This is a genomic window from Mucilaginibacter sp. 320_HR (assembly GCF_059691875.1).
The window spans coordinates 42,279-63,145 of sequence record NZ_JCAWAI010000007.1 but is presented as its reverse complement, the minus strand read 5'-3'; the positions used below and the strand labels follow the sequence as shown (position 1 = coordinate 63,145).

Genomic DNA, 20,867 nt, shown 5'->3' with positions numbered 1-20,867 from the left:
TAAGAATCCTGATCAGGCCATAACATTCCGGTACATCTGCTGCACAAACAGCGCCAGCACAGCTAGCATAAAGGCAACTAAAGCACCTGTGGAAACTGCCTTAAATTTCCCCAGCCTATCGTTTGGCAGGGGTAAAACCGGCTCGTCAATAACCTGTATCAATGGTGTTTCGCGCTGCAGTGCAGCCCTCGCTATTTCGAGGTTACGTACTACTTCGCCATAGATTGTGGTTGCAGCCTGTACATCCACCTGCCTGCGTTGCGATGGTGCTCTTAAGGTTTGTGACATAGCCGGATCCGGGTTAGGATTGGCATCATAGGCCGAAGCAGCGCGGCCGATAGACTGGTTTACGATCCGGTGAACGCTATCAACCTGCCTTTGCAGCAAAGCCATATTTTGCTGTGCCTTTTTAGTTTTAGTTTGAATGTAAAAGCTGTTTACATTAGCTACAATAGTTTGTGTAAACGCTTTAGCAAAGCGCTGATCTTTAGCCCGTACCTTAACGCTTACCAAGGTTAATTTTTTGTCGGGCTTATCAACAGACAAGTAATTTTTATTGATATCCGTCACCATCAAATTCATGATGCTGTCATGTAGCATCGAAAACTTTTCTTTTGGTATGTGGAAACTAAGATCTTTTAGTTTGGCATTATCTTTCCAAGCCTCATCCAGTTTGTTCATGTGGATGTAACGGTCTACCAACAGTTCGTTACCATCGGTACCGGCTTTACTAAGCAGGGTTTTCTCTATCATCAACCGCGACTTATATAACTGGGTGATGTTATCGCTTTGGAATAATCCAGAGCTACCGCCAACATCTATCCCTGCCATAGCGGCGAGCGACGAGTACTGGCCTAAACTACTCCCTCCTTTATCGCCTTCTTCCAGTACAAAGGTACACTCCGCAATGTAAACGGCTTTTGTAAGCAGGGAGGTGATCAAGCCGATTGTAGCCCCGATAACAACTGCAACAAACAAAAATTTCCAGCGGCTAACTATGTGCTTGCGGTGCTCACCAAACTTTATTATAAACGTTTTTAGCGAAACCTCATCAGCCGGAGATAGCAATCCTTTATTAACCGTATTGTCAGACATGTGCTAATCTTTAAATAAATTAAGCTGTTATTTTCTGAGGGTTACAATACCTAAAATTACGGTAGTACCTATAGCCGTTAAAATCCCGGCCAGTTCGGCAAAGTTGAAACCTCTTCTTGGCGGCTTTTGCGGTACAATGATCTCGCTGCCCGGTTTTACCTTGGGGTAGTTGTTAAAGAACAAAAACTTGCTGGTTCCTTTAACTGTACCATTTGCATACATAATATATGAGCCGCTCCGCTTGGCATCGCTTGAAAAACCGCCGGCATTTACAATGTAATCCTTAAAGCTTTTTCGCGGCGAGTACACCACGCCACTTGGTACATGTACCTCGCCGCTAACCTGTACTACCTGCAACTGCTGAGGGATGGTGATAATATCGCCGTCCTTCAAGATCAAATCTGTTTCTGATCCGGGTTTGTCGATTATCTTTTTCAGATTGATGCCTATCATACTGTTTCGCACCTGGCCATTCGCAGTTACCGAATCGTTAAAGCTTTGCTGAACCTGGCTCAGCCTGGTCAGCCTGTCTCGTTTAAACTGAGCGGTATCTGCTTTGGTTGCATTTATGCCTAACAGCGCGATGTACTTGCGCTTTAAGGTGCTACCGTCTGCATCGGCAGAATTGGTAAGGCCACCGGCTCGGGTAATCACATCAGATATTCGCTCCCCTTTATGGCTTATTACGTAATTACCCGGGTAAAGTGCTTCGCCGTTAACGGTGATCATACCTTGCCTTTCAAAACCCGGCAATGGGTAAACCGTTACAATATCAAATGGCTTTAATGTAAAATCACTACGGTTGGGGCTTAGTTCATCGCCTATATCCACAGTAAAAACTTTGGCTGTTGAACTGTTTTTTGAAGTTGGGTCGCCATTGTATACCCTGCGGGCAACCTCAACACGCACGCGGCTGGCACCTTCCGCAAAACCGCCGGCTATCAGTACCAGGTTTTGCACCTTCATACTATCGGCATAAGCATAATCGCCGGGGTTACGCACTTGGCCGCTGATACTTACATTATAACGGTCGCGCAGGTCAAATATCGATTGGATGCTCACCACATCTTCGCGCTGAAGGGTAATATCGTTTCTGCCGCTTATAATATCCCTTACATCAAATGATAACAGTTGCGTGGAGTTATCCTCGTTAAGACGCGTAATGCTTCCGCGCTGTGTAAACGCATCTTCCTTTAAACCCGCTGCCTTTTTGATAAGCTGCGATAGGGTCATGTTTTTCTGTAACTCAAATTCGCCCGGGCGTATCACAGCACCATTTATGGTTACCCTATTTTCATAGCGGTCAATGATCCTGTCAACCGTGTAAATATCACCCGGCAGTGGCATGTAGCTTTTGAAGTTTACTTCGGTAACGTCAGACAGCCGCCTTTGCTTATCACTTATTTGCGATACTTTAATATTGCCACGATAGGCCTGGTTGGTAAACCCACCGGCAAACTTGATAACATCCTGCAGCGTTTCGCCGGCAACAACCTCAAATGTGGCGGGTGTTTTTATTTCGCCGCGCATTTCAACAATTGTGCTGTAGGTTGGCACCAGGATGATATCCTGGTCCTGAAGTGAAATGTTATCTCTTTGGCTTCCACCTACTAAAAAATCATAAACATCCAGCCGACGGATGACGCGGTTGTTACGTATGATCTGTATTTTACGGAACGAGCCGTTTATACTTGGCCCCCCTGCGGCATATAAAGCGTTAAAAGCCGTGGCTAATGACGGGAGTGTGTAAGTGCCCGGTTTAGCAACTTCCCCTGCCAAGATCACATTGATACTGCGGATATTACCAAGGGTAACCTTTAAACTTGATCCACTACCAATAGCGTAGTTTTTAGACAAAAGCCTGCTGCGGATAAGTGCCGTTGCCTGCTCAATTGTTTTACCTGCTACGTTTATAATACCACCGCTTGGCAAATTGATATTTCCCTCAGGCGATACATTTAGTTTCCAGTTAACAACGGAATTGCCATATACGCTAATATCCACCTGATCGTCAGGCCCTAATATGTAGTTTACCGGTGTAGCCAGTTTCAAATTCGGCTGGAAGGAACTGTTACTATTTTTAAACAGATCGCTACCGAAAATTCTTAACGATGAGTTACCTGCTGCACGCCCGTTATTATTTGCTTCAACCGTATCTGCCTGGTAATTCAACGAGCGGCCTGCAGGCTGGTTGGCTATTGTGCTTGTGTTTGCTGATGCCGATGCATTGTTTCGGATATTACTTATCCTTGCCCTTAGTTTGGATACCTGGCTGGTTGCAAGCCCCCTGTCTACAGCAGTGCTGATGATCTGCTCGTCGTTTAAACCGGCAGCCTCGCCCTGTTGGATCATCTGCCTTATCTGTGCATCATTTAAATTATCTACATTAATCACAGACAGGTCTCGGGGAATGGTTTGCGCTTGCACAAAAGTAGTGGCCGATAAAACGGCTACCGTAAATAACATCACCAGGATCCTTAATTTGGGTAACTTCATGATAATAAACTGCTGTGGCTGGATGAATGGAGATTTACAGGGCTTGTGTAAAGCCTGTTATATCTTTCGAGTTCTATTAGCTTTCGAGGTTTTCCTCTCGTCAGATAGCATACGCATGCTATTAGCTAATATTTTGCTGGGCAACATTGCTGAGGCTTACAGTTACTCGATCCCCCTGTTTCGGGTTCACGCAGGTTCATGCGGTTTTCCTGACCGTTAAGTTTTTGGTATCACTTACAACCATGTAGCAACGTAGTACTACTGTACGTCAATCATTATTGATCAATACATGGCAAGCCATGTTTCGGCTCATAAAGCCTCATCAGTTGATCTTAATCAGGAATTGTGTTAATCGGGTTTAAACAATAGTGTACCAGCGCGCTTAATAAAGGTGCGGCTTATAGCACCATACGATGATATTTAGGGTTTACCAACGTATGTATATGTCAAAAAAATAGAAGGGTATCGGCTGAGACTAGTAACTGGTTTATTGTAGAGTGTTGAAGGCAATACTTACAGGATCATTATGGTAGAAGATAGTACTTGTTTTCATAGGCATTTTTAACACCGCAAAATTATAAAATCGGAATTTTACTCAGCAAGTATTTTTACTACAATTATTTGCGGATTTTACTCAATTCACTCCTAATTTATTTAATTAACATATAACTAAACAAAAACTCCTGATATTAGTTAGCTAAATCAAGGATATGATCCGGTGTTATATTTTTCCGATCAGTTACAGATTACCAATTTTAATAAAGCCGTTTTAAGCCCTCCCGACCGCGTTACATAACCCATGTTCAAATAGCTTAAATCCAATGAGATCGGAGAGTATCAAGATTATTTTAACTGAAGATTATTTAGTGCGGGAAGGGATCAAATCGCTTTTGTCTCCCGAGAAATCTTTTCATATCAGCGGCGAGGCCACCACCGGCGAAGACGTGTTGAAATTACTGAAGCAAGGCACAGCAGCAGATGTTATTTTAACTGACTTTAGGCTGCCGGATATGGATTGCCTTAAACTTAACGAATTGATCAGAGCGGGTGGATATAATACAAAATTGGTGGTGCTTAGTTCTTTTGCCAGTGATAGCCAGGTGGTGCGAACCTTGCAAGGCGGTATAAGCGGCTTTTTGCTGAAAAGCATTGACATTAGTGAGGTGGTATTTGCCATTAAACATATCTGTATGGACAACGGCCCATATGTTTGCACCAAGTTGATGGCAGGGTTTATCAGCCGGGTATCCATTGTTAATGAGAAGGCTGAGGATAAAAAAACTATTGGCCCCAACTTTACCAACCGTGAAATTGATATATTGACCATGGTTAGCCAGGGCTTAACAAATGACCAAATTGCCGACAAGCTGTTCACCAGCAGGCGCACTATTGAAAACTACCGCCAAAACCTTATTGAAAAAACCGGCTCACGCAATATTGTATCATTGGTAAGGTTTGCCCTTGTGAATGGGTTAATAAGCTAATGTATACTCCTCAAAACTTTCTCAAGACGATATTGCTATTGGTTGCGGAGGTTTGTTCCACCCAGTTAATTAATGGGCAAACCCTATACCCTGCCCCTAAAGGCGAGTTGCTAAACAAAACCTACACGGTTAATGTTAACCGCAAGCCCTTGGCTATATATGATGCCAGAATCGGTTCGGGTGATGATAATAAAAGATTTAAGGCCGTAGACGACCTCTTGCATTCCGACCAATATTACGATACTGCTGCATTTGGCTACTTCGACCTGGCAGGTAAAGCATCGGTTTCCATTTCTGTAAAAAGCCCTATCCGTTCTGTTAAAGTTCTGCCTTCGTCAAATAAAATCAAAGCGGTTATAAAAGGCAACAAGGTTACTTTCAGCGTTGATAAGCCGCAAAACTTGACTGTCGAGATCAACGGCGAGTATGTAAAATCATTACATTTATTTATCAATCCCAAAAATGCAGAGCCGGTAAATAAAAGGGATACAAACCTGATATACTTTGGTCCCGGCATCCACCGTATATCCAACTTAATTATCGGCGATAACAAAACGCTATACGTGGCGGGCGGCGCAATTTTACGGGCGGTAATAGGCAAAAACGAAACCTTTGGCGTAGAGCCGAGCGGGCTTAAAAATTATCTACCCAGGATATTTGTCAACGGAAAACACGTCCGTATATGCGGCCGCGGCATTATTGATGCGTCGCTAAGCCCTATCCATGCGGGTAATATGATCATGTTAAGGGGGCAGGACATTCAACTTGAGGGTGTGATATTAAGAAACTCCTGTGGTTGGACAGTCCCTGTCAGAGAATCGGATAATGTAACAATAGATAATATCAAAATTTTAGGTTACCGGGCTAATAGCGACGGTATAGATATTTGTAATAGCAGGAATGTTACCGTTAAAAATTGCTTTATTCGTACCAACGACGACCTTATTGTAGTGAAGACCTTTAAGGGAGAAGGCCTGGCGGGCAACATTGTTGTAAAAAAATGTGTACTGTGGAACCAGCTTGCACACCCTTTAAGTGTAGGCGCAGAGGTTAGGGAACCAATTAATAACGTACTATTTACAGATTGTGATATTATCCATGATAAGGGCCGGGAATGGTCATTAAGGATATTTCAAAGTGATGCCAGCCTGGTAAGCCATATTACTTTTGATAACATCCGCATCGAGGAGTCGCACAACCTTATCTCCTGCTGGATCGGGAAGAATGCAAATTCTGCCGACAAATTATTAGGAAGCATCCGGGATATTACCTTCAAAAATATTTGTGCATCCGGGTACCCGCTTGCCATTGAATTATCTGCTACAGATGGGGAGCCAAAAATAGCTGACATCAATTTTCTGAACGTCTGGTTAAACGGCAAACCACTTAAAACAGAGCAGATCCGACGCGCGGGCGCTTCGAAAAATGTAATTATCAAATCAACGTTTTATTCTCAATGAAAAAAATTATAGTTACAGGTGGGTTAGGCTACATTGGCTCTCATACGGTTGTAGAACTTATCAACGTGGGATATGAGCCTGTGATCGTAGATGATCAATCTAACTCGTCGCCTAAAATATTAGAGCAGATAAAATTGATAACCGGCAAAAAACCCAACTTTTACCAGGTAGATCTAAGCTCTGCAGAACAGGTTGCCCAACTGTTAGATCAGGAATCAGCTATTGACGGTTTGATCCATTTTGCTGCTTTTAAAGCCGTAAGCGAATCTGTTAAAAGCCCGCTTAAATATTACAAGAACAACTTGTACTCCATCATCAACCTGCTGGATAAATTAGGTAAAGAGACACCATTTGTATTTTCTTCGAGCTGCACGGTTTACGGGGAACCGGATGTGTTACCCGTAAGTGAGGCCGAACCGGTAAAAGCCGCAGAATCTCCATACGGCAACACCAAGCAAATAGCCGAGGAGATATTGCAGGAGGTTGTTGCCGCCGAACCCGGGCGCAAAGTTATTGCCTTAAGATATTTTAACCCGGTGGGTGCACACCCTACCGCTTTAATAGGCGAACTGCCAAAGGGTGTTCCGCAAAATCTGGTACCTTTTATTACACAAACGGCCATAGGTAAGCGCGAAAAACTAACCGTTTTCGGCAACGACTATAACACCAAAGATGGGAGTTGCGTTAGGGATTACATCCATGTTGTAGACTTGGCGAAGGCACACATAGCGGCGTTAGAATACATGGAAGCGCCAGGCTTTGACGGCTATGATGTGTTTAATATCGGAACCGGCAATGGCAACACCGTTTTAGAGGTAATTGAAACATTTGAAAAGGTAACGCAAACAAAGGTGAATTACACCATTGGTGAGCGGCGTGCAGGTGATATAGAAAAGATATGGGGGAATGTAGATAAATCTGCACTGAAGATGAACTGGAAGGCTGAACTCGGCCTTGAAACGATGATGTCCTCTGCCTGGAAATGGGAATGCTACCTTAATGAAAACAACTTTCTGCATTAACAAAACCCCTTTTACTCAATAAAAGTCAAAAAATGACTGCGAAAATTATCTTTAAGAAATGAGCTTCCAAAGTTAAAGCTTCTCATTTACTGTTTAAACCAACTTTGCCGTACGTGCAGCAAGGTCTTCCTAGGAAATGGCAAAGTTGACCTTATTGTTGCCGGCATGATAAGACGCAAAAGTGCCCTAGGCATTTTTTCTGACGAATATGACGTGTCACGTTTAAATATTAGTAGCAAAGCCGCGAAAAAGCGAATATAATCAATTTAATCATGGTATAAATAGCCGCGAAAGTTTGCAAATCAATTATAAAATGGTTCGACTATAGTCCCGCTACCGCTACCTAAAAATCTACTTACGAAAGTACTCGCTAGCCCGATCAGGACTCGAATTGTTATTTAACTTGTTTTACATAAAGCTAAACGCTTCAAATTTTCAATGAAAGAATTTGAAAGGTTCTATCGTTGACGACCATGAATGTTATGAGCAAGTATTGTAAGACAACACGAATCTATAATCGGGGTTCTGCAGTAAGTCATGTTTTCGCTAAGCTCAAAGATGTGAGTAGGTGCGTGGCGCCCCTTATTCGGTATTCTCAATTAGTTCTAGAGATAGCATTTAAGACACATGTTTATCGTTTGCTGAAGCTTTGATTACCAACGTGCCGTTGCATTGTTGCACACAACTAAGAACTCACCACTTTGTAATGAATGATGAGCAATTCCTGCGGGGCTGCCAATTTCTTTTCCAGTATATAGTCTACTCTTCCGGATATACCTACTCATTTATACAAAAAGTTCAAGCTTGCTAAAAAATTATTTTGTAATACCAATTTTCAATCGCTACTGCTGGAATGATCACCACGTTAGCCCGGCTAAACCGGGCTATGTTAATACCTACAAAGTTACCTTCGATGTCATATACGGGTCCGCCGCATTGAGACGGCGTTAAAATTGCGTCTTGTGTAAATACTTTTTTAAAGCCATCTCTTCGCAAGGTTTTGCCCCCGCTAAAATGTTCTGCCGGATGATTTAAAATCTTCTGCGGTGGGTACTGTAGCACCACCATTTTCTCCATCTCCTTATCGTTTCTTTTAATGGTGATCAAAACCGTATCACCAGCCATGTATTTACCAAATGACTTAACAAAGTCAAGCTCATCATTAACCAGATGGTCACCAATTGATTCTATACTGTCCCCAATATTTAAACCGGCAAGTGCTGCCGCACTATTAGGTTGTATAAAGGTAAACTTAAGACCATTGCTATCTAAACCGGTAGCGACACCTATATAGCCATAGCTTGATTTTGGAGGCAGATCTATTATGGCACTTCCCAACACCGCAACGGCAGGGGTTGAGTCTGGCATGGGCGATATTAACAAGCTACCAACTCTATTGATGTGAGTAGCGGAACGCTCAAGTTCGTTGAGCTTTACTCCGCCGGGCAATTTTTCATCTATTGATAACATCACCAAGTCATTGAGCCGATCTCTTCTTAACACTGTTGCCCTAGCAATCTTATGATTCAGAATAATTACAGGGTTCTGCCCCACCATTGAACTTTTGCTTATCAATAAGCCAGCGAAAAGCCTTTTCCCTGTTGAAATTTTACTTAACACTATGGTGCCCAAGATCAACTGTTCCCGGCCTTCAATCAAGCTTTTGATTTGAACGCAGCTTTTCCTTTGGTCATGCCCGATATTTGTGAATTTCTTTAGTACATCACCTTTTAGCGGCGACAGTTCGACGGTTTTAAGCAAGATGTCTTTGTCCGATTCGTTAGTGTCTGGCAGCTTTTGGTAATCAACAGGCTTTGTTAGCGCAGAGTAGTATTTGCGATAAATATCAATTGGCACCTCATAATTAATCTGTTCTGATACTTCAATACCGCTGTGTATTCCTATTACCCGTCCCATCAAATCAAACAGTGGACCACCGGAATCGCCTGGTTCCATTTTGCAGGTAGATTGAATAAAACCATACTTGTTTTTTAAAACGGCAAGCTGTCCAAAACGAACGGTTGGTTGCCGTTGCTCCAGACTCTCGGGGTAAGCTATACTTACACAGGGTGATCCTACGCTCATGGATGATGACCAGCCCATTTCTGCAAAAGGCCAGGGGCCTTTATCGATAATCTTTAACATAGCCGCATCCGGAAGCATTCGCTCTGGCGCTATGGAAATAGTGCCCAAGCCCTTTGCTACACATTCGCGACCATCCGGAAACATAACCTTGTAGCTTCCCCCCGGTTTCACTACATGGGCTGCACTTAATATTGTTCCGTCACTGGACACGACTACTCCGCTGAATTGGGCACTTTGCCTTGCTCCTGTTTGCTCATCAATGGACCACATAAGTACAGATGAAGAAGCCACTTTAGCAACGACAGCCAACAAATTCCTTTGAAGTTTTCCAGGTAAATCGTTTTTGATCGACGTATCTGGCTGCGCAGCTGAATGTGCGATAATACATATCAGCTGTATAATTACCAATAGTGAAGCTTTGTATCGTTTCATTTATTTATTTATAAAAGAAGCCGGACTTGCCGGCTTCAGTAATTAACTATAAAGAACTCGCTATATTTACTATGATAAGGTTTAGGATATAATTAATGCGGCACTGTTATCTTCTTTCGTTGTAAACTTGAAACTCTGCTATTGAAACCTGGTGATCGGCTTTATCAATCCTTATTCGAACCTTGCTGCCTTTCACAGTATTAAAACGATGCACCTTTACCCTACTTTTATTCTGCCCTGTTAATAGTTTCTTCCAAACGCCATTACTTAAGTACTCCAGCGTATAATCAGTAATGTTCGGCTTCTGTTCGGCAATTACAATAGTGTTAAACGGATGTTCAGGCTTTAACGCAACCTCGTACCAAGGCTTTGTCACAGTTGGGTTAGATACCCATGAAGTGCTGAAATCATCATCGTTAGCAAAGTCCATTATAGACGAATCATCGCTCCAACTAGAGTTTGAATACACCCTTTTCGCAAGGTTGTGAGATATAATGGGTGCATCGAGAGCAGGTAGCTTGCCTACCGCTCCCTCGTTTTTCCATAATCTACCAATTTCTTTTAAGGCCGCCAGTGCATTATCATCAAAAAGCCCGTCGCGATTTGGCGCTACGTTCAGTATAAAATTGCAATTTACCTTATTCAAGGGTATCAAAATATCATTTACAATTTTCGAGGGGGCTTTTACCGGATCGGTCGGGTGATTGGTTTCCCAAAACCAATTATACTGCAACGGCAGGCATGCAAGCGCTGGCATGGTATTCTTGTCGGTAGCAACCCGTTGCCCTGCTCCCATCTCATAAGTTTTGATATCAGTGTAGTACATGCCTTCTGCCGGGTACTTTGCACCATTGAGGTCCATCACAAGACAATTCGGCTGCTTGGATTTAATCAATGTGTATATTTCCTGAAACGGCACATCATCGTAAGATATTCTAGACCATGGCGCATCCCAACCGTCTATGATCAAAGCATCAATTTTACCATACTTAGTCATAAGTTCGGTTATTTGTGCTTTCACCATTGCTATGTGCTTAGGTGTAATAGCATTAGGGCGTAATTGATGATGTGTATCTAATATAGAATAGTACAAAAAAACCTTCAACCCATTTGCTCTGAACGCATCAACATACTCCTTAACAACATCTCTTTTTAACGGGCTGTTCATCACATTATAGTTGGTTGTCTTGGTATCCCATATGCAAAAACCACTATGGTGCTTAGTAGTAATGCAGCCATAGCTCATATTGGCAGATTTTGCTGCCTTTGCCCATTGAGCGCAGTTGAGCTTTGTAGGGTTAAACAGAGAAGCCGGAGCTTCCGGGTCTGCCCAGTCCTGGTTCATGTAAGTTGGAATATTGAAGTGGATAAACATTCCAAAACGCAGGTCAACGAATTCTTGCTGCAGTTGAGCAAGCGGCCGCGGCGATGCATTCTCTAAAGTTTGCGATTTAACCTTTGTGAAAAGTACAACAAGAAAAAACAAGCCTATGGCTTTATACTTAGTCATCTTAATATTTGATTATTGTTTTGAAAACAGCTCTTTAAGCTTTGCATTTAATGATTCGCCTCTGACATCGGTAGCGATAATCTTACCGTTTGCATCAACAAGAAAGCAAGCAGGTACCGCTCTTATTCCATATAGGCGGCCTACATTATTGTTCCAGCCTTTTAAATCTGACACGTGTTTCCACGGCATACCGTCATGATCTATCGCAGTTTCCCAGCTTTTTTTATCGCTATCTAACGAAACCGAAAGTATTTCAAACCCTTTGTCTTTGTAAAGCTGGTACTGTTTAGACAAATTCGGATTTTCTGCACGGCATGGGCTACACCAGCTTGCCCAAAAATCAATCAATACCACTTTGCCTTTTAAGGATGCTAGAGACAGGGGTTTACCATTCAGGTCTGTTTGGGTAAACAGCGGAGCCTGATTTCCAATCACTATGGTGCTGGCGGCCTTAATACGCTGAGCCAATTCTATACCCACATCTGTTTGCTTAAACTTTGGATTTATTGCCTTGTAAATCGGTTCTATTTTAGCTAAGTCAACTTTAGTGCCGGCAGCTTCAGAAAGTGCTACCAGCCCGAAATAAGAGTTTGGGTGTTCTTTAGCAAATTGCAGCTGTTTATCAGATCTTGCCGCTATGGCCCTGCGGAAGCGCGCATCAACTGCTTTTATAAAACTTGTATCTTTCTGCTGCTCTGGTGTGCCGCTTGCAAAATCCTGGTTAACGGCTTTGGTAAGAGCCATCATTGATCCACCGATAGTTTTGTTATAAGCGGTAAATTCTTCATAAACTTTAGACCCGTTTACAGCAGCGTTAGTAAGCGAATCTTTAGAGGTCATGGTAATATTTTCTGTCCCGAAGTAGAAATAGATAACATCACCACCACGATAAATTGCAAATTGCTTTCCCCCTCCGCCATGAGCAACGGACATACGTGCAGTAGCAATGTCCTGAATACGTCCGGTAAACTTAAACTTGCCATTAACAAGCTCTGTAGAATCCTCATGGCTTTTACCATTGTCCATGTAATCTAAATAGACCATAGATGGTTTGCTGAGATCACCAATATTTCCCGAGAGGGTGAAGTTTGCAGTCTGCCCACTGCTTACCGCCGGAAGCGCTAATACCAGGCAAGCAAGTCCAGCAAACTTTTTTATTAACTTTTTCATAGATGTTATAGGGCCTTAATAAGCTTTTTAATATATGATTTGTGGAAAAGCCTTTTGTGCTGCCACAAACTGGGCTTCGGTTTTGTTGTTCCATCCAAAGGCTACAGTGGCTTGTTCTTTTAAATTAACGCCGGCAGCACCGCTCCAAAAATGTACAAACTCGCCCCAATTAAGATCGTGGTCAAATTCATTCCCGTCCTTCTTTGGATAGTATTTGGCAAGCAATTCAAAGTATTTGTTCAGTACAGCGGCTTTACCGTGTTGATTGTAAATAGGGTAAAACCAGTTTTTAAACCACTGAGTGTTTGCTCGCGGGAACGTGTCGTATTTACTTTGCATTTCCTGGAACACTTTTGCGGCTTCTGATTCGTAGCCTATGTGCAAGTAAACATCATAGATGAATATTTCCATGAACTTGCTGTCTCCCCATAATGCGTCAGATGGAGACCCTTTTACTCCATGGCTTGCGCCGCATATAATATGGCCTATCTCATGTATTGGCATACCGATTTGCTGCCCTGACGGATTAGTCCAGTCAGCAAGGCCACAATCGATAACATTCCGATAGTCATGACTCTCGTCGAAGTACGATGCCGGGTGCCCACCGCCAAGTTTGCCATTTACCACTTTGTGAAAAATGACATACAGCCTGGTAGAATCACCAAAGTTGCCATATGTACTTTTCACGTAAGCCCACGCATCAGAGATAACCTTGTTTGGCCAGACTACATCTCGCGACATGTTATCATCATAGTAAACAGCAGCGTTGTTATCATAAAATGTACGGGTAACTGTTAAATCATGCTCAAACCAGTGCTCTTTCCATTTAAAAGGTGGTGCACCCACCTTTGTATTGGCGGTTTTTGTTGCTTTACTCGGATTTGCAAAGTGCGTTTCTCTGCATGAGGTTCCCATCAGCGCAGCTAAAGCAATTGCGCCAGTTATTAATTTGATCCTAGAAATCATAGGGATAAGTTAACCTGCTTTAAATAGCTGCAGGCAATTAGTAGATTTTTTTAAAGGGGCATCGTACAATGCCCCTTCAGTAATGAATTATTTACCAGCCGGTATTTTGAACTAACTGCTTATCACTGTCCACATCCTTTTGCGGGATGGGATACAGGTAATGTCTTTTAGTAAATACGCGATTTTCAAAGGTTACCAAGTTATAAAACTCTGGAAGGTTAGCGCTTATATTTAATGCTTTAAACGGCCCGTTATCTGTGGTTTCCGCAATTTTCCAGCGGCGTACATCAAAAAAGCGGCTGTTCTCAAATGCAAGTTCAACCCTGCGTTCTTTCCTGATCGCTTCCCTCATGGCAGTCTGTCCTGCAGGAACAGGCAGGTCTCCTGTACCATATTCCGGCACGCCAGCCCTGTTCCTTATCAGATTAACGTACTTTAAAACATCGGCATTGCCTGGGTCACTTTCGTTTAGCGCTTCGGCATAGTTAAGGTAGATCTCTGCAAGCCTGAGCATCACCCACGATCTTCCGCCTTGCCTCCAGTCACCAGTTACAATATTCTTACGAACAATATAGCCGGTTGGCGAATAGTCGTTCCCACCAGTTTGCTTACCTGAATTACCTGTATTGTAGGTTTGAGTAATTACTTCGCCACTATTGGTATTCAGCCACCTGCTGCCGTTGTAAGTTATCCCTACATAAAAACGGGGTTCCCTGTTTGTCCATTGATTGTAGGTACTGCGGGCCTTGTCATCATAGGGTGCCTGGAAATCAGAAAAACCTGTTTTTACATAGCCTGATTTACTATCGTCTATAGAACGCCCGTTAGCCATAAAGTAAGCATCAACCATGGTTTGGGTTGCTCCCAAACCGCCGCTACCTCTAACCTCATCGGCGTAACCAGAGTGATAAGGCGCCAGTTCATAAGCCCGGTTGGTAACGCCCGCACTAATTCTAGCGTATATAATTTCCTTGTTCCAATCCACCAGCATTACGTCGCGACAAGATAGATACGGACTGAAGTTGCCGCTAGCATCGTTTACGCGGTAAAGATCAAATTGAGATGGAACGAACTGATCAATAAACGCCTTTGCTGCATCAGCGGCTTTCTTCCACTTAGTAGCGTCATACTGATCATTAATTAATTTTTTCCCGTCAGCATTAACCATAGAACTATAGTCGGAGTTACCGTTGAATAACGGGCTGGCTGCATATAACAAAACCTGGGACTTTACAGCCATAGCAAAAGCTTTGTTAATACGACCATAGTTATTATCGTTCGACGCTTTTAAAGGTAAATTGACCATTGCAGCATCCAACTCTGATGTCACGTACTCAACACATTCGTCAAACGAACTCCGTGGCAGCTGCACATCAGCAAACGATGCATCAGGAGCGATGGTCTTGTCGCCGGTGATTACGACTGGTCCATAAATGCGCATCAACCAGAAATAGTAAATAGCTCGCAATGCCCTGGCCTCCGCTTTGTATTGAATTTTTAAAGAGGTAGGTAAATCAGCAACTTTGTCGACATTATCCATAAATATTCCTGCAGAACGAATCCCGCGGTAATAGGTAGTCCAAAAACCGCCTATAAAATCGCTTGATGCATCATAGTTACCATTATTTATATTTTGAGTAGCAACAAACCCCCAGTCGTATTCAGCTTCATCTGAACCACCTGTCCACTCACCTATACTGTTGTCACCACCAGGAAAGCGTTGCGAAGCCTCATCAGGTATTGCGGAGTAAACGTTTGCTAAGAACTTTTCAGCTGTATTCCGGTTTCTGAATGTTTCATCGAGCGTAAGACGGTCGTCAGGTACCTGGTCTAAGAACCCTTTTTTACATGAAAGACTGAACGTGCATATTGCAATGACTGTTATTAAAATTCGTTTCATATTATCTTTTTAATAATGTTGTCCGTTAATTAAACTGAGCACTAATACCGAAAGAGATTGTTTTCACATTGGGATACGCAGTACCATTGCCGGTGTTCAGCTCAGGGTCCCAAAGCTTAAATTTGCTGATGGTGAAAACATTGTAACCCATAACGTAAATGCGGGCACTGCTCATCCCTATTTTGCGGAACGCAGATTTCGGAAGCATGTACCCTATATCAAGCGTTTTTAAACGGATGAACTGTACATCCTTTACCCACCACGAGCTGTGCTGCGTATTGTTGGTGTTGTCGCCATCTCCGTAAGCCAAACGTGGGTAAAACACATCTTGGCTCGGATTTTCTTCAGTCCACCTGTCGGTAATGTTAGAATAGGCATTGCTGATGCCTCCGTTGGTAGCGAAAGGTTGTATAGCGTTACCAGAGATGTATCTGGAAGCATGGCCTGTGCCCTGGAAAAATGCACCAAGATTAAAACCTTTATAAGCAACGTTAAAACCAATGCCGTATATTAAAGATGGTACATCTCCTCTGCTAATCTCTGTACGGTCGTAAGCATTAATGATGCCGTCGCCATTCAGGTCACGATACTTGATATCGCCCGGGCGAATGCTTTGCTTCGAACCTGGTACCGCACTGTTATCAATCTCTTCCTGGCTGGTAAATAATCCTTCAGCTATATAACCAAAGTCAGCAAGTATATTATGGCCTCTCTGGTCATTCCAAGGATACTTTGGTGAAGGTTGATCGTTCTCAACAACGTTATCTCTGTTGTAAGTTATATTCCCACGCAGGTTTACTACAGTGGCACCTATGTTAAGGCGCTGCTCAACAGTGGCATCAAAGCCTTTATTGTCTACAATACCCAGGTTAGCGTACGGCGATGATGTTAAACCGACATAGCCCGGTACTGCTGCCCTTTGCAGGAATATTCCTGTTCGGTGTTCTTTAAACAAGTCGAATGTTAGCGAGAAGGAATCGTTAAAAGCTCTTATGTCAATACCAAGGTCTTGTTTGTGCGACTTAGACCAGGTAACATCTACTCCGTAGTCTGTAATGTTAATACCGCCTATAGAATTGGTATTATTCAGGCCATAAGTGTAACCATCTGCCTGGTCTGATAACAGTGTTAAATAGCCAAATCGGCGACCTAGCCCAATATCGGCACTTCCCACAATCCCGTTACTGTACCTGAACTTTAAAAATGAAATGGTCTTCTTGATAGATTCAAAAAACTTTTCCTCTGACACCAGCCAACCTAAGCCAAATGCGGGAAAATATCCGTACCTGTTCTCCGGAGCAAAGTTCTCAGAACCGTTGTAACCCATGTTAAACTCGGCAAAGTAACGGTCAGCATACGAGTAGGTTGCCCTACCTGCCAAACTCCTTAAACGGTATGGTATCGAAGTAGTAAAATCACCCGCCGGGAATCTTGTCTCATCCTCCTGGTTAAATAAGATCAGCCCGCCGATACGGTGCTTACCGAAGGTGCGGTCATAGTTGAAAGACGACTCGGTATATACCTTATTTCTACCACTACTTGACGCACTAAAGTTTAGATAATTACCATTACCGGTGTAAGTTCTTACCAGGTTTAAGGTACCGTCAACATTGTACGGTGTATTTTGGTCGGGATACCAGGTATCTTCTCTCTTTTGACGTAGAACGCCGTTGACATTGTTCGCATCAAAGGCGAAAAGTGTAGTAAATGTAAGCCCCTTTACAATTGAGTTTAGATCCTGTGTGATTCTTATATTTGAATATAATTGATTTTGAAAATTGGTTCTGTAACCCCTTCTTGTCAGGTCAGCATATGGGTTACGCTGATCACCATTTGGATTTACCCCAGGGACAAACCCGCCGGGGTATTCTATAGGAAATACCACCGGGGAAACAATCATGGCCTGACCAAAAATATCGCCTGAAGAAACAGAAGGATAGTTCCCTTTGCCTACATAACCCTGTACACCTAAAGCAACTTTGGTGCTTTTAGTAACATCCAAATCAACGTTGCTGGTAAAGTTGTAACGTGTGTAGTCGATATTGGAATCGAAGGTGGATAGTTTGTCCGTCTTTAATAGACCACCTTCATTGTAATAACTTGCCGAAACATAATATTTTGCATTGGGTGCACCGCCGTTAATGTTGACGTTGGCACGCCTGTTACGGCTTGTGTTTTTAAATACAGCAGCCAACCAGTCAATGTTGGGGTACAATAATGGATCGACATTATTTTGTGTGTTTCTGATGTATTGCTGTGAGTACTTCGGCACCCCGCCGCGTGTGGTGTTTGCCTCATTAACGGCATTCATGTAAGTTATGCCATCGGCCATTTCGGGCCTGCGGGTAAATGAAGATAAACCCTCATAATAATCAGCATCGATTTTCGGTTTACCAGATTTCCCCCTTTTGGTTTGCACTAGTATAACACCATTGGCACCTCTTACACCGTAAACTGCTGTGGCTGATGCATCTTTTAGGATGGTAAAAGATTGGATGTCCTGCGGATCAAGATTGTCTATCGAACGCGTAACACCATCTACCAATACCAAGGGTCCTGTGCTATTATTAGTAAAGGTTGATATACCGCGTATCCATATGTTGGCGCTGTTAGAACCCGGCTCACCGGAACGTTGTACACCAACTATACCAGACAACCTTCCTGCAAGTAAAGTGGAAAGGTTGGCTACTGGCTGTTTCAATTCGTCTACATCAACGGTAGATTGCGCACCTACAAGGCTAACTTTCCGCTGAGTTCCGTAAGCAACAACTGCCACCTCCTTTAACTCATTTTGCGGCTGCGGCGCAAGCTTAACATCAATAACCTTTTGATCATTAACTGCTATTTCCTGGGTTATGTACCCAATAAACCCAAAAACCAAAACCTCTGTTTCGTCGTTTACCTGAACTTGATATTTTCCCGCAACATCGGTAATGCCGCCCCTTGTGGTGCCCTTCACACGTACAGTTACTCCTGGCAAAGCTTCTCCTTTTTCGTCGACAACTTTACCGGTGACAATTCGCTGGGCTTGCTTCGGCTTGCTTATAACCGGAGCTTTCTGCTGGTATTTTATCAATATCTCATCTTCAAGTACCGAAAATGTAAAAGGTGTTTTATCAAGAGCATAAATTAACACTGTGCCAAGCTCCTTGTCAACTACCTTAACGGACACGCGGGCATTGCTGTTAGCCACCGATCCGTTATAGGTAAATTTTACCCCGGAAGCAGCAGAAATATTTTCAAGCGCTTCACTTAACAGGATATTTTTAAATTCAACGGTAACATGCTTCTTGAGTACATCCTGCCCGTTAGCGTCAGTTGCGGCTACAATAATACCTGAACTACATAAAATGATCAGAACAATGGTGCTTATCTTCATAAAAAGCATGTACTTGCGTCCCATATAGCGGGATACATTATTTTTCATATATTCACTCGATAAAACGTTAAAAATTAGCAAGTACCCTGGGTTGCACGCCATGGAGGTATAGCTGTTTGTTGGATGTTTTTTTGATTCAGTAAGCGCCCCCTCGCACGGGGCGACTACTGATCTTTTGATGAGAGTATATCGTTATTTCAAATTACACCCTCCTCCTTTGATCGTCCATACACTATCTTTTTGAGTCATTTTGGCATTAACCACGAATGCCATTTTCTTCAGGAATTTTTCAGGACTTTCACCTGGTTTTATCCGGCCAAAAAACGTACAATCTTTTACTCCACCTTGCACCTTCACCTGGAGATTATACAATCTGGTGATATCTTCCACTACCTCCTTAGCTGGTACATTTTTGTACTCATAATATCCATTATGCCGGCCTAAAATGGCGCTAACATCAGGTATGGGCAGTACCTTAGCAAGGTTTGTCTTTTTGTTATAAACAATTTGATTGTTCGGTAATAAAGTCACATCTTTCTTGTCGCCGGCAAAGGAAACCTTGCCGGTGAATAACGCAATAACTACATCCTCGTGCTCTGTGAAAGATTTAATGTTAAAGCTTGTTCCTAGTACTCTGGTGCTGGTGTTAGCTGTATGAACAATAAAAGGATGTTCTTTATCTTTAGCTATATCGAAGAACGCTTCACCAGTAAACGTTACTTCTCTGGTGTGTCCGTTGAAAGCCACCGGGTAAATAAGAGAGCTTTTTGCGCTCAGCCAAATTTTTGAGCCATCCGTTAATTCAATAATTTTTCTTTCGCCCGCTTTAGTGGTAACAGTAGCTAACTCAACAGTAGAATCTCCCTTATTAGTACCCCAAAAGATAGCAAGACAAACAATTACTATTACTGATGCAGCTATAGCTAACCTGGACAAGGTAAGTGACTTACTTCGCCTTGTGGCTTTTACTTGCTGCTGTATGTTATTAAAAATTCTTTTTTTTGCTTCATTCTCTTCGGATTCGCTTTGATATGGAGATAAGTGAGCTTGATTGCCTTGTGCCCTATACCAGGATAATAGCTCATCCCTTTCTGAAGGCGTGGCAGTTCCCTCAATATATCCTTTTACTAAATACTCTTTTCTCGACTCTTCCATTCTAACGGCAATTAATATGAAGTACCATAAGCCCGCGCCTACCCTTAGTGGCGGGACATTTATTTTTAATAATAAAGCTACTTTATGGATTAGGCAATATGAGGTATCGCCTTAGTGCTGGTTTAGCAAAATTATCAGGATCATCATCTCTTTAAGATTAAGACGAAGGACCTTGAGTGCTTTTGTCAAATGAGCTTCAACTGTTTTTTTAGCAATGTTCATCTCATCTGCAATTTCCTGCGGCGACAATCCTTTCTGGCGACTGTATTGATAAACCAAACGGCACTTTTCTGGTAGTTGCTCCACAAGGCCGTTAACATACTCCTCCAAAAATTTTGCGTGTAATAAATCCTCCGGGAGATCTGCCGACGGGGAACCGGGCATTTTTTCAAGCAATTTCTCGTGCCGGTTTTTAGTGTATATGCCTTTAAATACGGCAAACTTAATTGAGGTTGCCAGATAAGAATTAAGCGTTTCTATTTTCACATGCCCTCTTCTATTCCACAAGCTAACGAAAACCTCCTGTACTATTTCTTCTGCAGCAAACTTCTCCTTTGTATAGCTATAAGCTAGTGCAACAAGCCTTTTCCAGTACCTGTTATATATATCTGCAAAAGCATTATCATTGCCGTTGGCAAACAGATCAAGTAACTCGCTATCAGTAAGCTTCACATCAGACTTCATCAGGAATGGCAATGTTTTCACTAAAATAT

Annotated in this window: 13 protein-coding genes; 3 read left to right on the top strand and 10 right to left on the bottom strand. The window is 42.7% G+C overall.

Annotated elements, in window-relative coordinates; translation table 11 throughout:
• Window positions 1-12: 12 nt before the first annotated feature.
• Together AC59GT_RS20120 and AC59GT_RS20115 are read right to left on the bottom strand one after the other, a co-directional pair.
• Window positions 13-1,095: a lipopolysaccharide biosynthesis protein gene (locus tag AC59GT_RS20120; RefSeq protein WP_497239323.1), complete on the bottom strand. Its 1,083-nt coding sequence runs from the start codon at window positions 1,093-1,095 to the stop codon at window positions 13-15.
• Window positions 1,096-1,122: 27 nt separating this feature from the next.
• The gene (locus AC59GT_RS20115; protein ID WP_497239322.1) at window positions 1,123-3,591 is read right to left on the bottom strand and encodes an SLBB domain-containing protein; all 2,469 of its coding nucleotides are present in this window, start codon (window positions 3,589-3,591) and stop codon (window positions 1,123-1,125) included.
• 821 nt (window positions 3,592-4,412) lie between these two features.
• On the opposite strand from AC59GT_RS20115, the gene AC59GT_RS20110 reads away from it, so the two are divergent.
• Genes AC59GT_RS20110 through galE form a run of 3 tightly spaced genes read left to right on the top strand, consistent with a single transcriptional unit; the run spans window position 4,413 to window position 7,557 of the window.
• Complete coding sequence (locus tag AC59GT_RS20110) at window positions 4,413-5,075, top strand: response regulator (protein WP_497239321.1); 663 nt, start codon at window positions 4,413-4,415, stop codon at window positions 5,073-5,075.
• Entirely contained in the window at window positions 5,075-6,535 is a 1,461-nt protein-coding gene (locus tag AC59GT_RS20105) for a glycosyl hydrolase family 28 protein (protein WP_497239320.1), read from the top strand. The genes AC59GT_RS20110 and AC59GT_RS20105 overlap by 1 nt, the downstream gene beginning before the upstream one ends.
• Window positions 6,532-7,557 carry a UDP-glucose 4-epimerase GalE gene (gene galE, locus AC59GT_RS20100; protein WP_497239319.1) on the top strand — a complete coding sequence of 342 codons (1,026 nt, stop codon included), beginning with the start codon at window positions 6,532-6,534 and terminating at the stop codon, window positions 7,555-7,557. Before AC59GT_RS20105 ends, galE begins: the two co-directional genes overlap by 4 nt.
• An 807-nt stretch (window positions 7,558-8,364) precedes the next feature.
• Here galE and AC59GT_RS20095 read toward each other — a convergent pair.
• From AC59GT_RS20095 to AC59GT_RS20060, 8 genes are all read right to left on the bottom strand, one after another.
• Window positions 8,365-10,074, bottom strand: a complete 1,710-nt coding sequence (locus AC59GT_RS20095) for a trypsin-like peptidase domain-containing protein (protein WP_497239318.1) — start codon at window positions 10,072-10,074, stop codon at window positions 8,365-8,367.
• Window positions 10,075-10,180: 106 nt separating this feature from the next.
• The gene (locus AC59GT_RS20090; protein ID WP_497239317.1) at window positions 10,181-11,584 is read right to left on the bottom strand and encodes an alpha-L-fucosidase; all 1,404 of its coding nucleotides are present in this window, start codon (window positions 11,582-11,584) and stop codon (window positions 10,181-10,183) included.
• Between the two features lie 12 nt (window positions 11,585-11,596).
• Window positions 11,597-12,754, bottom strand: coding sequence for a redoxin domain-containing protein (locus AC59GT_RS20085; protein ID WP_497239316.1), 1,158 nt, complete (start codon window positions 12,752-12,754; stop codon window positions 11,597-11,599).
• A 27-nt stretch (window positions 12,755-12,781) separates the two neighbouring features.
• The gene (locus tag AC59GT_RS20080; RefSeq protein WP_497239315.1) at window positions 12,782-13,720 is read right to left on the bottom strand and encodes a hypothetical protein; all 939 of its coding nucleotides are present in this window, start codon (window positions 13,718-13,720) and stop codon (window positions 12,782-12,784) included.
• 91 nt (window positions 13,721-13,811) lie between these two features.
• Complete coding sequence (locus tag AC59GT_RS20075; protein WP_497239314.1) at window positions 13,812-15,620, bottom strand: RagB/SusD family nutrient uptake outer membrane protein; 1,809 nt, start codon at window positions 15,618-15,620, stop codon at window positions 13,812-13,814.
• Window positions 15,621-15,645: 25 nt separating this feature from the next.
• Entirely contained in the window at window positions 15,646-19,047 is a 3,402-nt protein-coding gene (locus AC59GT_RS20070) for a SusC/RagA family TonB-linked outer membrane protein (protein ID WP_497239313.1), read from the bottom strand.
• A 144-nt stretch (window positions 19,048-19,191) separates the two neighbouring features.
• Complete coding sequence (locus AC59GT_RS20065; protein WP_497239312.1) at window positions 19,192-20,154, bottom strand: FecR family protein; 963 nt, start codon at window positions 20,152-20,154, stop codon at window positions 19,192-19,194.
• 111 nt (window positions 20,155-20,265) lie between these two features.
• Window positions 20,266-20,859, bottom strand: a complete 594-nt coding sequence (locus tag AC59GT_RS20060; protein WP_497239311.1) for an RNA polymerase sigma-70 factor — start codon at window positions 20,857-20,859, stop codon at window positions 20,266-20,268.
• Between the last annotated feature and the right edge of the window lie 8 nt (window positions 20,860-20,867).

Excerpts from the sequence above, each read along its gene's own strand:
- AC59GT_RS20120 (WP_497239323.1), bottom strand. The coding sequence starts at position 1,095 with ATGTCTGACAATACGGTTAATAAAGGATTGCTATCTCCGGCTGATGAG.
- AC59GT_RS20115 (WP_497239322.1), bottom strand. The coding sequence starts at position 3,591 with ATGAAGTTACCCAAATTAAGGATCCTGGTGATGTTATTTACGGTAGCC.
- AC59GT_RS20110 (WP_497239321.1), top strand. The coding sequence starts at position 4,413 with ATGAGATCGGAGAGTATCAAGATTATTTTAACTGAAGATTATTTAGTG.
- AC59GT_RS20105 (WP_497239320.1), top strand. The coding sequence starts at position 5,075 with ATGTATACTCCTCAAAACTTTCTCAAGACGATATTGCTATTGGTTGCG.
- galE (WP_497239319.1), top strand. The coding sequence starts at position 6,532 with ATGAAAAAAATTATAGTTACAGGTGGGTTAGGCTACATTGGCTCTCAT.
- AC59GT_RS20095 (WP_497239318.1), bottom strand. The coding sequence starts at position 10,074 with ATGAAACGATACAAAGCTTCACTATTGGTAATTATACAGCTGATATGT.
- AC59GT_RS20090 (WP_497239317.1), bottom strand. The coding sequence starts at position 11,584 with ATGACTAAGTATAAAGCCATAGGCTTGTTTTTTCTTGTTGTACTTTTC.
- AC59GT_RS20085 (WP_497239316.1), bottom strand. The coding sequence starts at position 12,754 with ATGAAAAAGTTAATAAAAAAGTTTGCTGGACTTGCTTGCCTGGTATTA.
- AC59GT_RS20080 (WP_497239315.1), bottom strand. The coding sequence starts at position 13,720 with ATGATTTCTAGGATCAAATTAATAACTGGCGCAATTGCTTTAGCTGCG.
- AC59GT_RS20075 (WP_497239314.1), bottom strand. The coding sequence starts at position 15,620 with ATGAAACGAATTTTAATAACAGTCATTGCAATATGCACGTTCAGTCTT.
- AC59GT_RS20070 (WP_497239313.1), bottom strand. The coding sequence starts at position 19,047 with ATGAAAAATAATGTATCCCGCTATATGGGACGCAAGTACATGCTTTTT.
- AC59GT_RS20065 (WP_497239312.1), bottom strand. The coding sequence starts at position 20,154 with ATGGAAGAGTCGAGAAAAGAGTATTTAGTAAAAGGATATATTGAGGGA.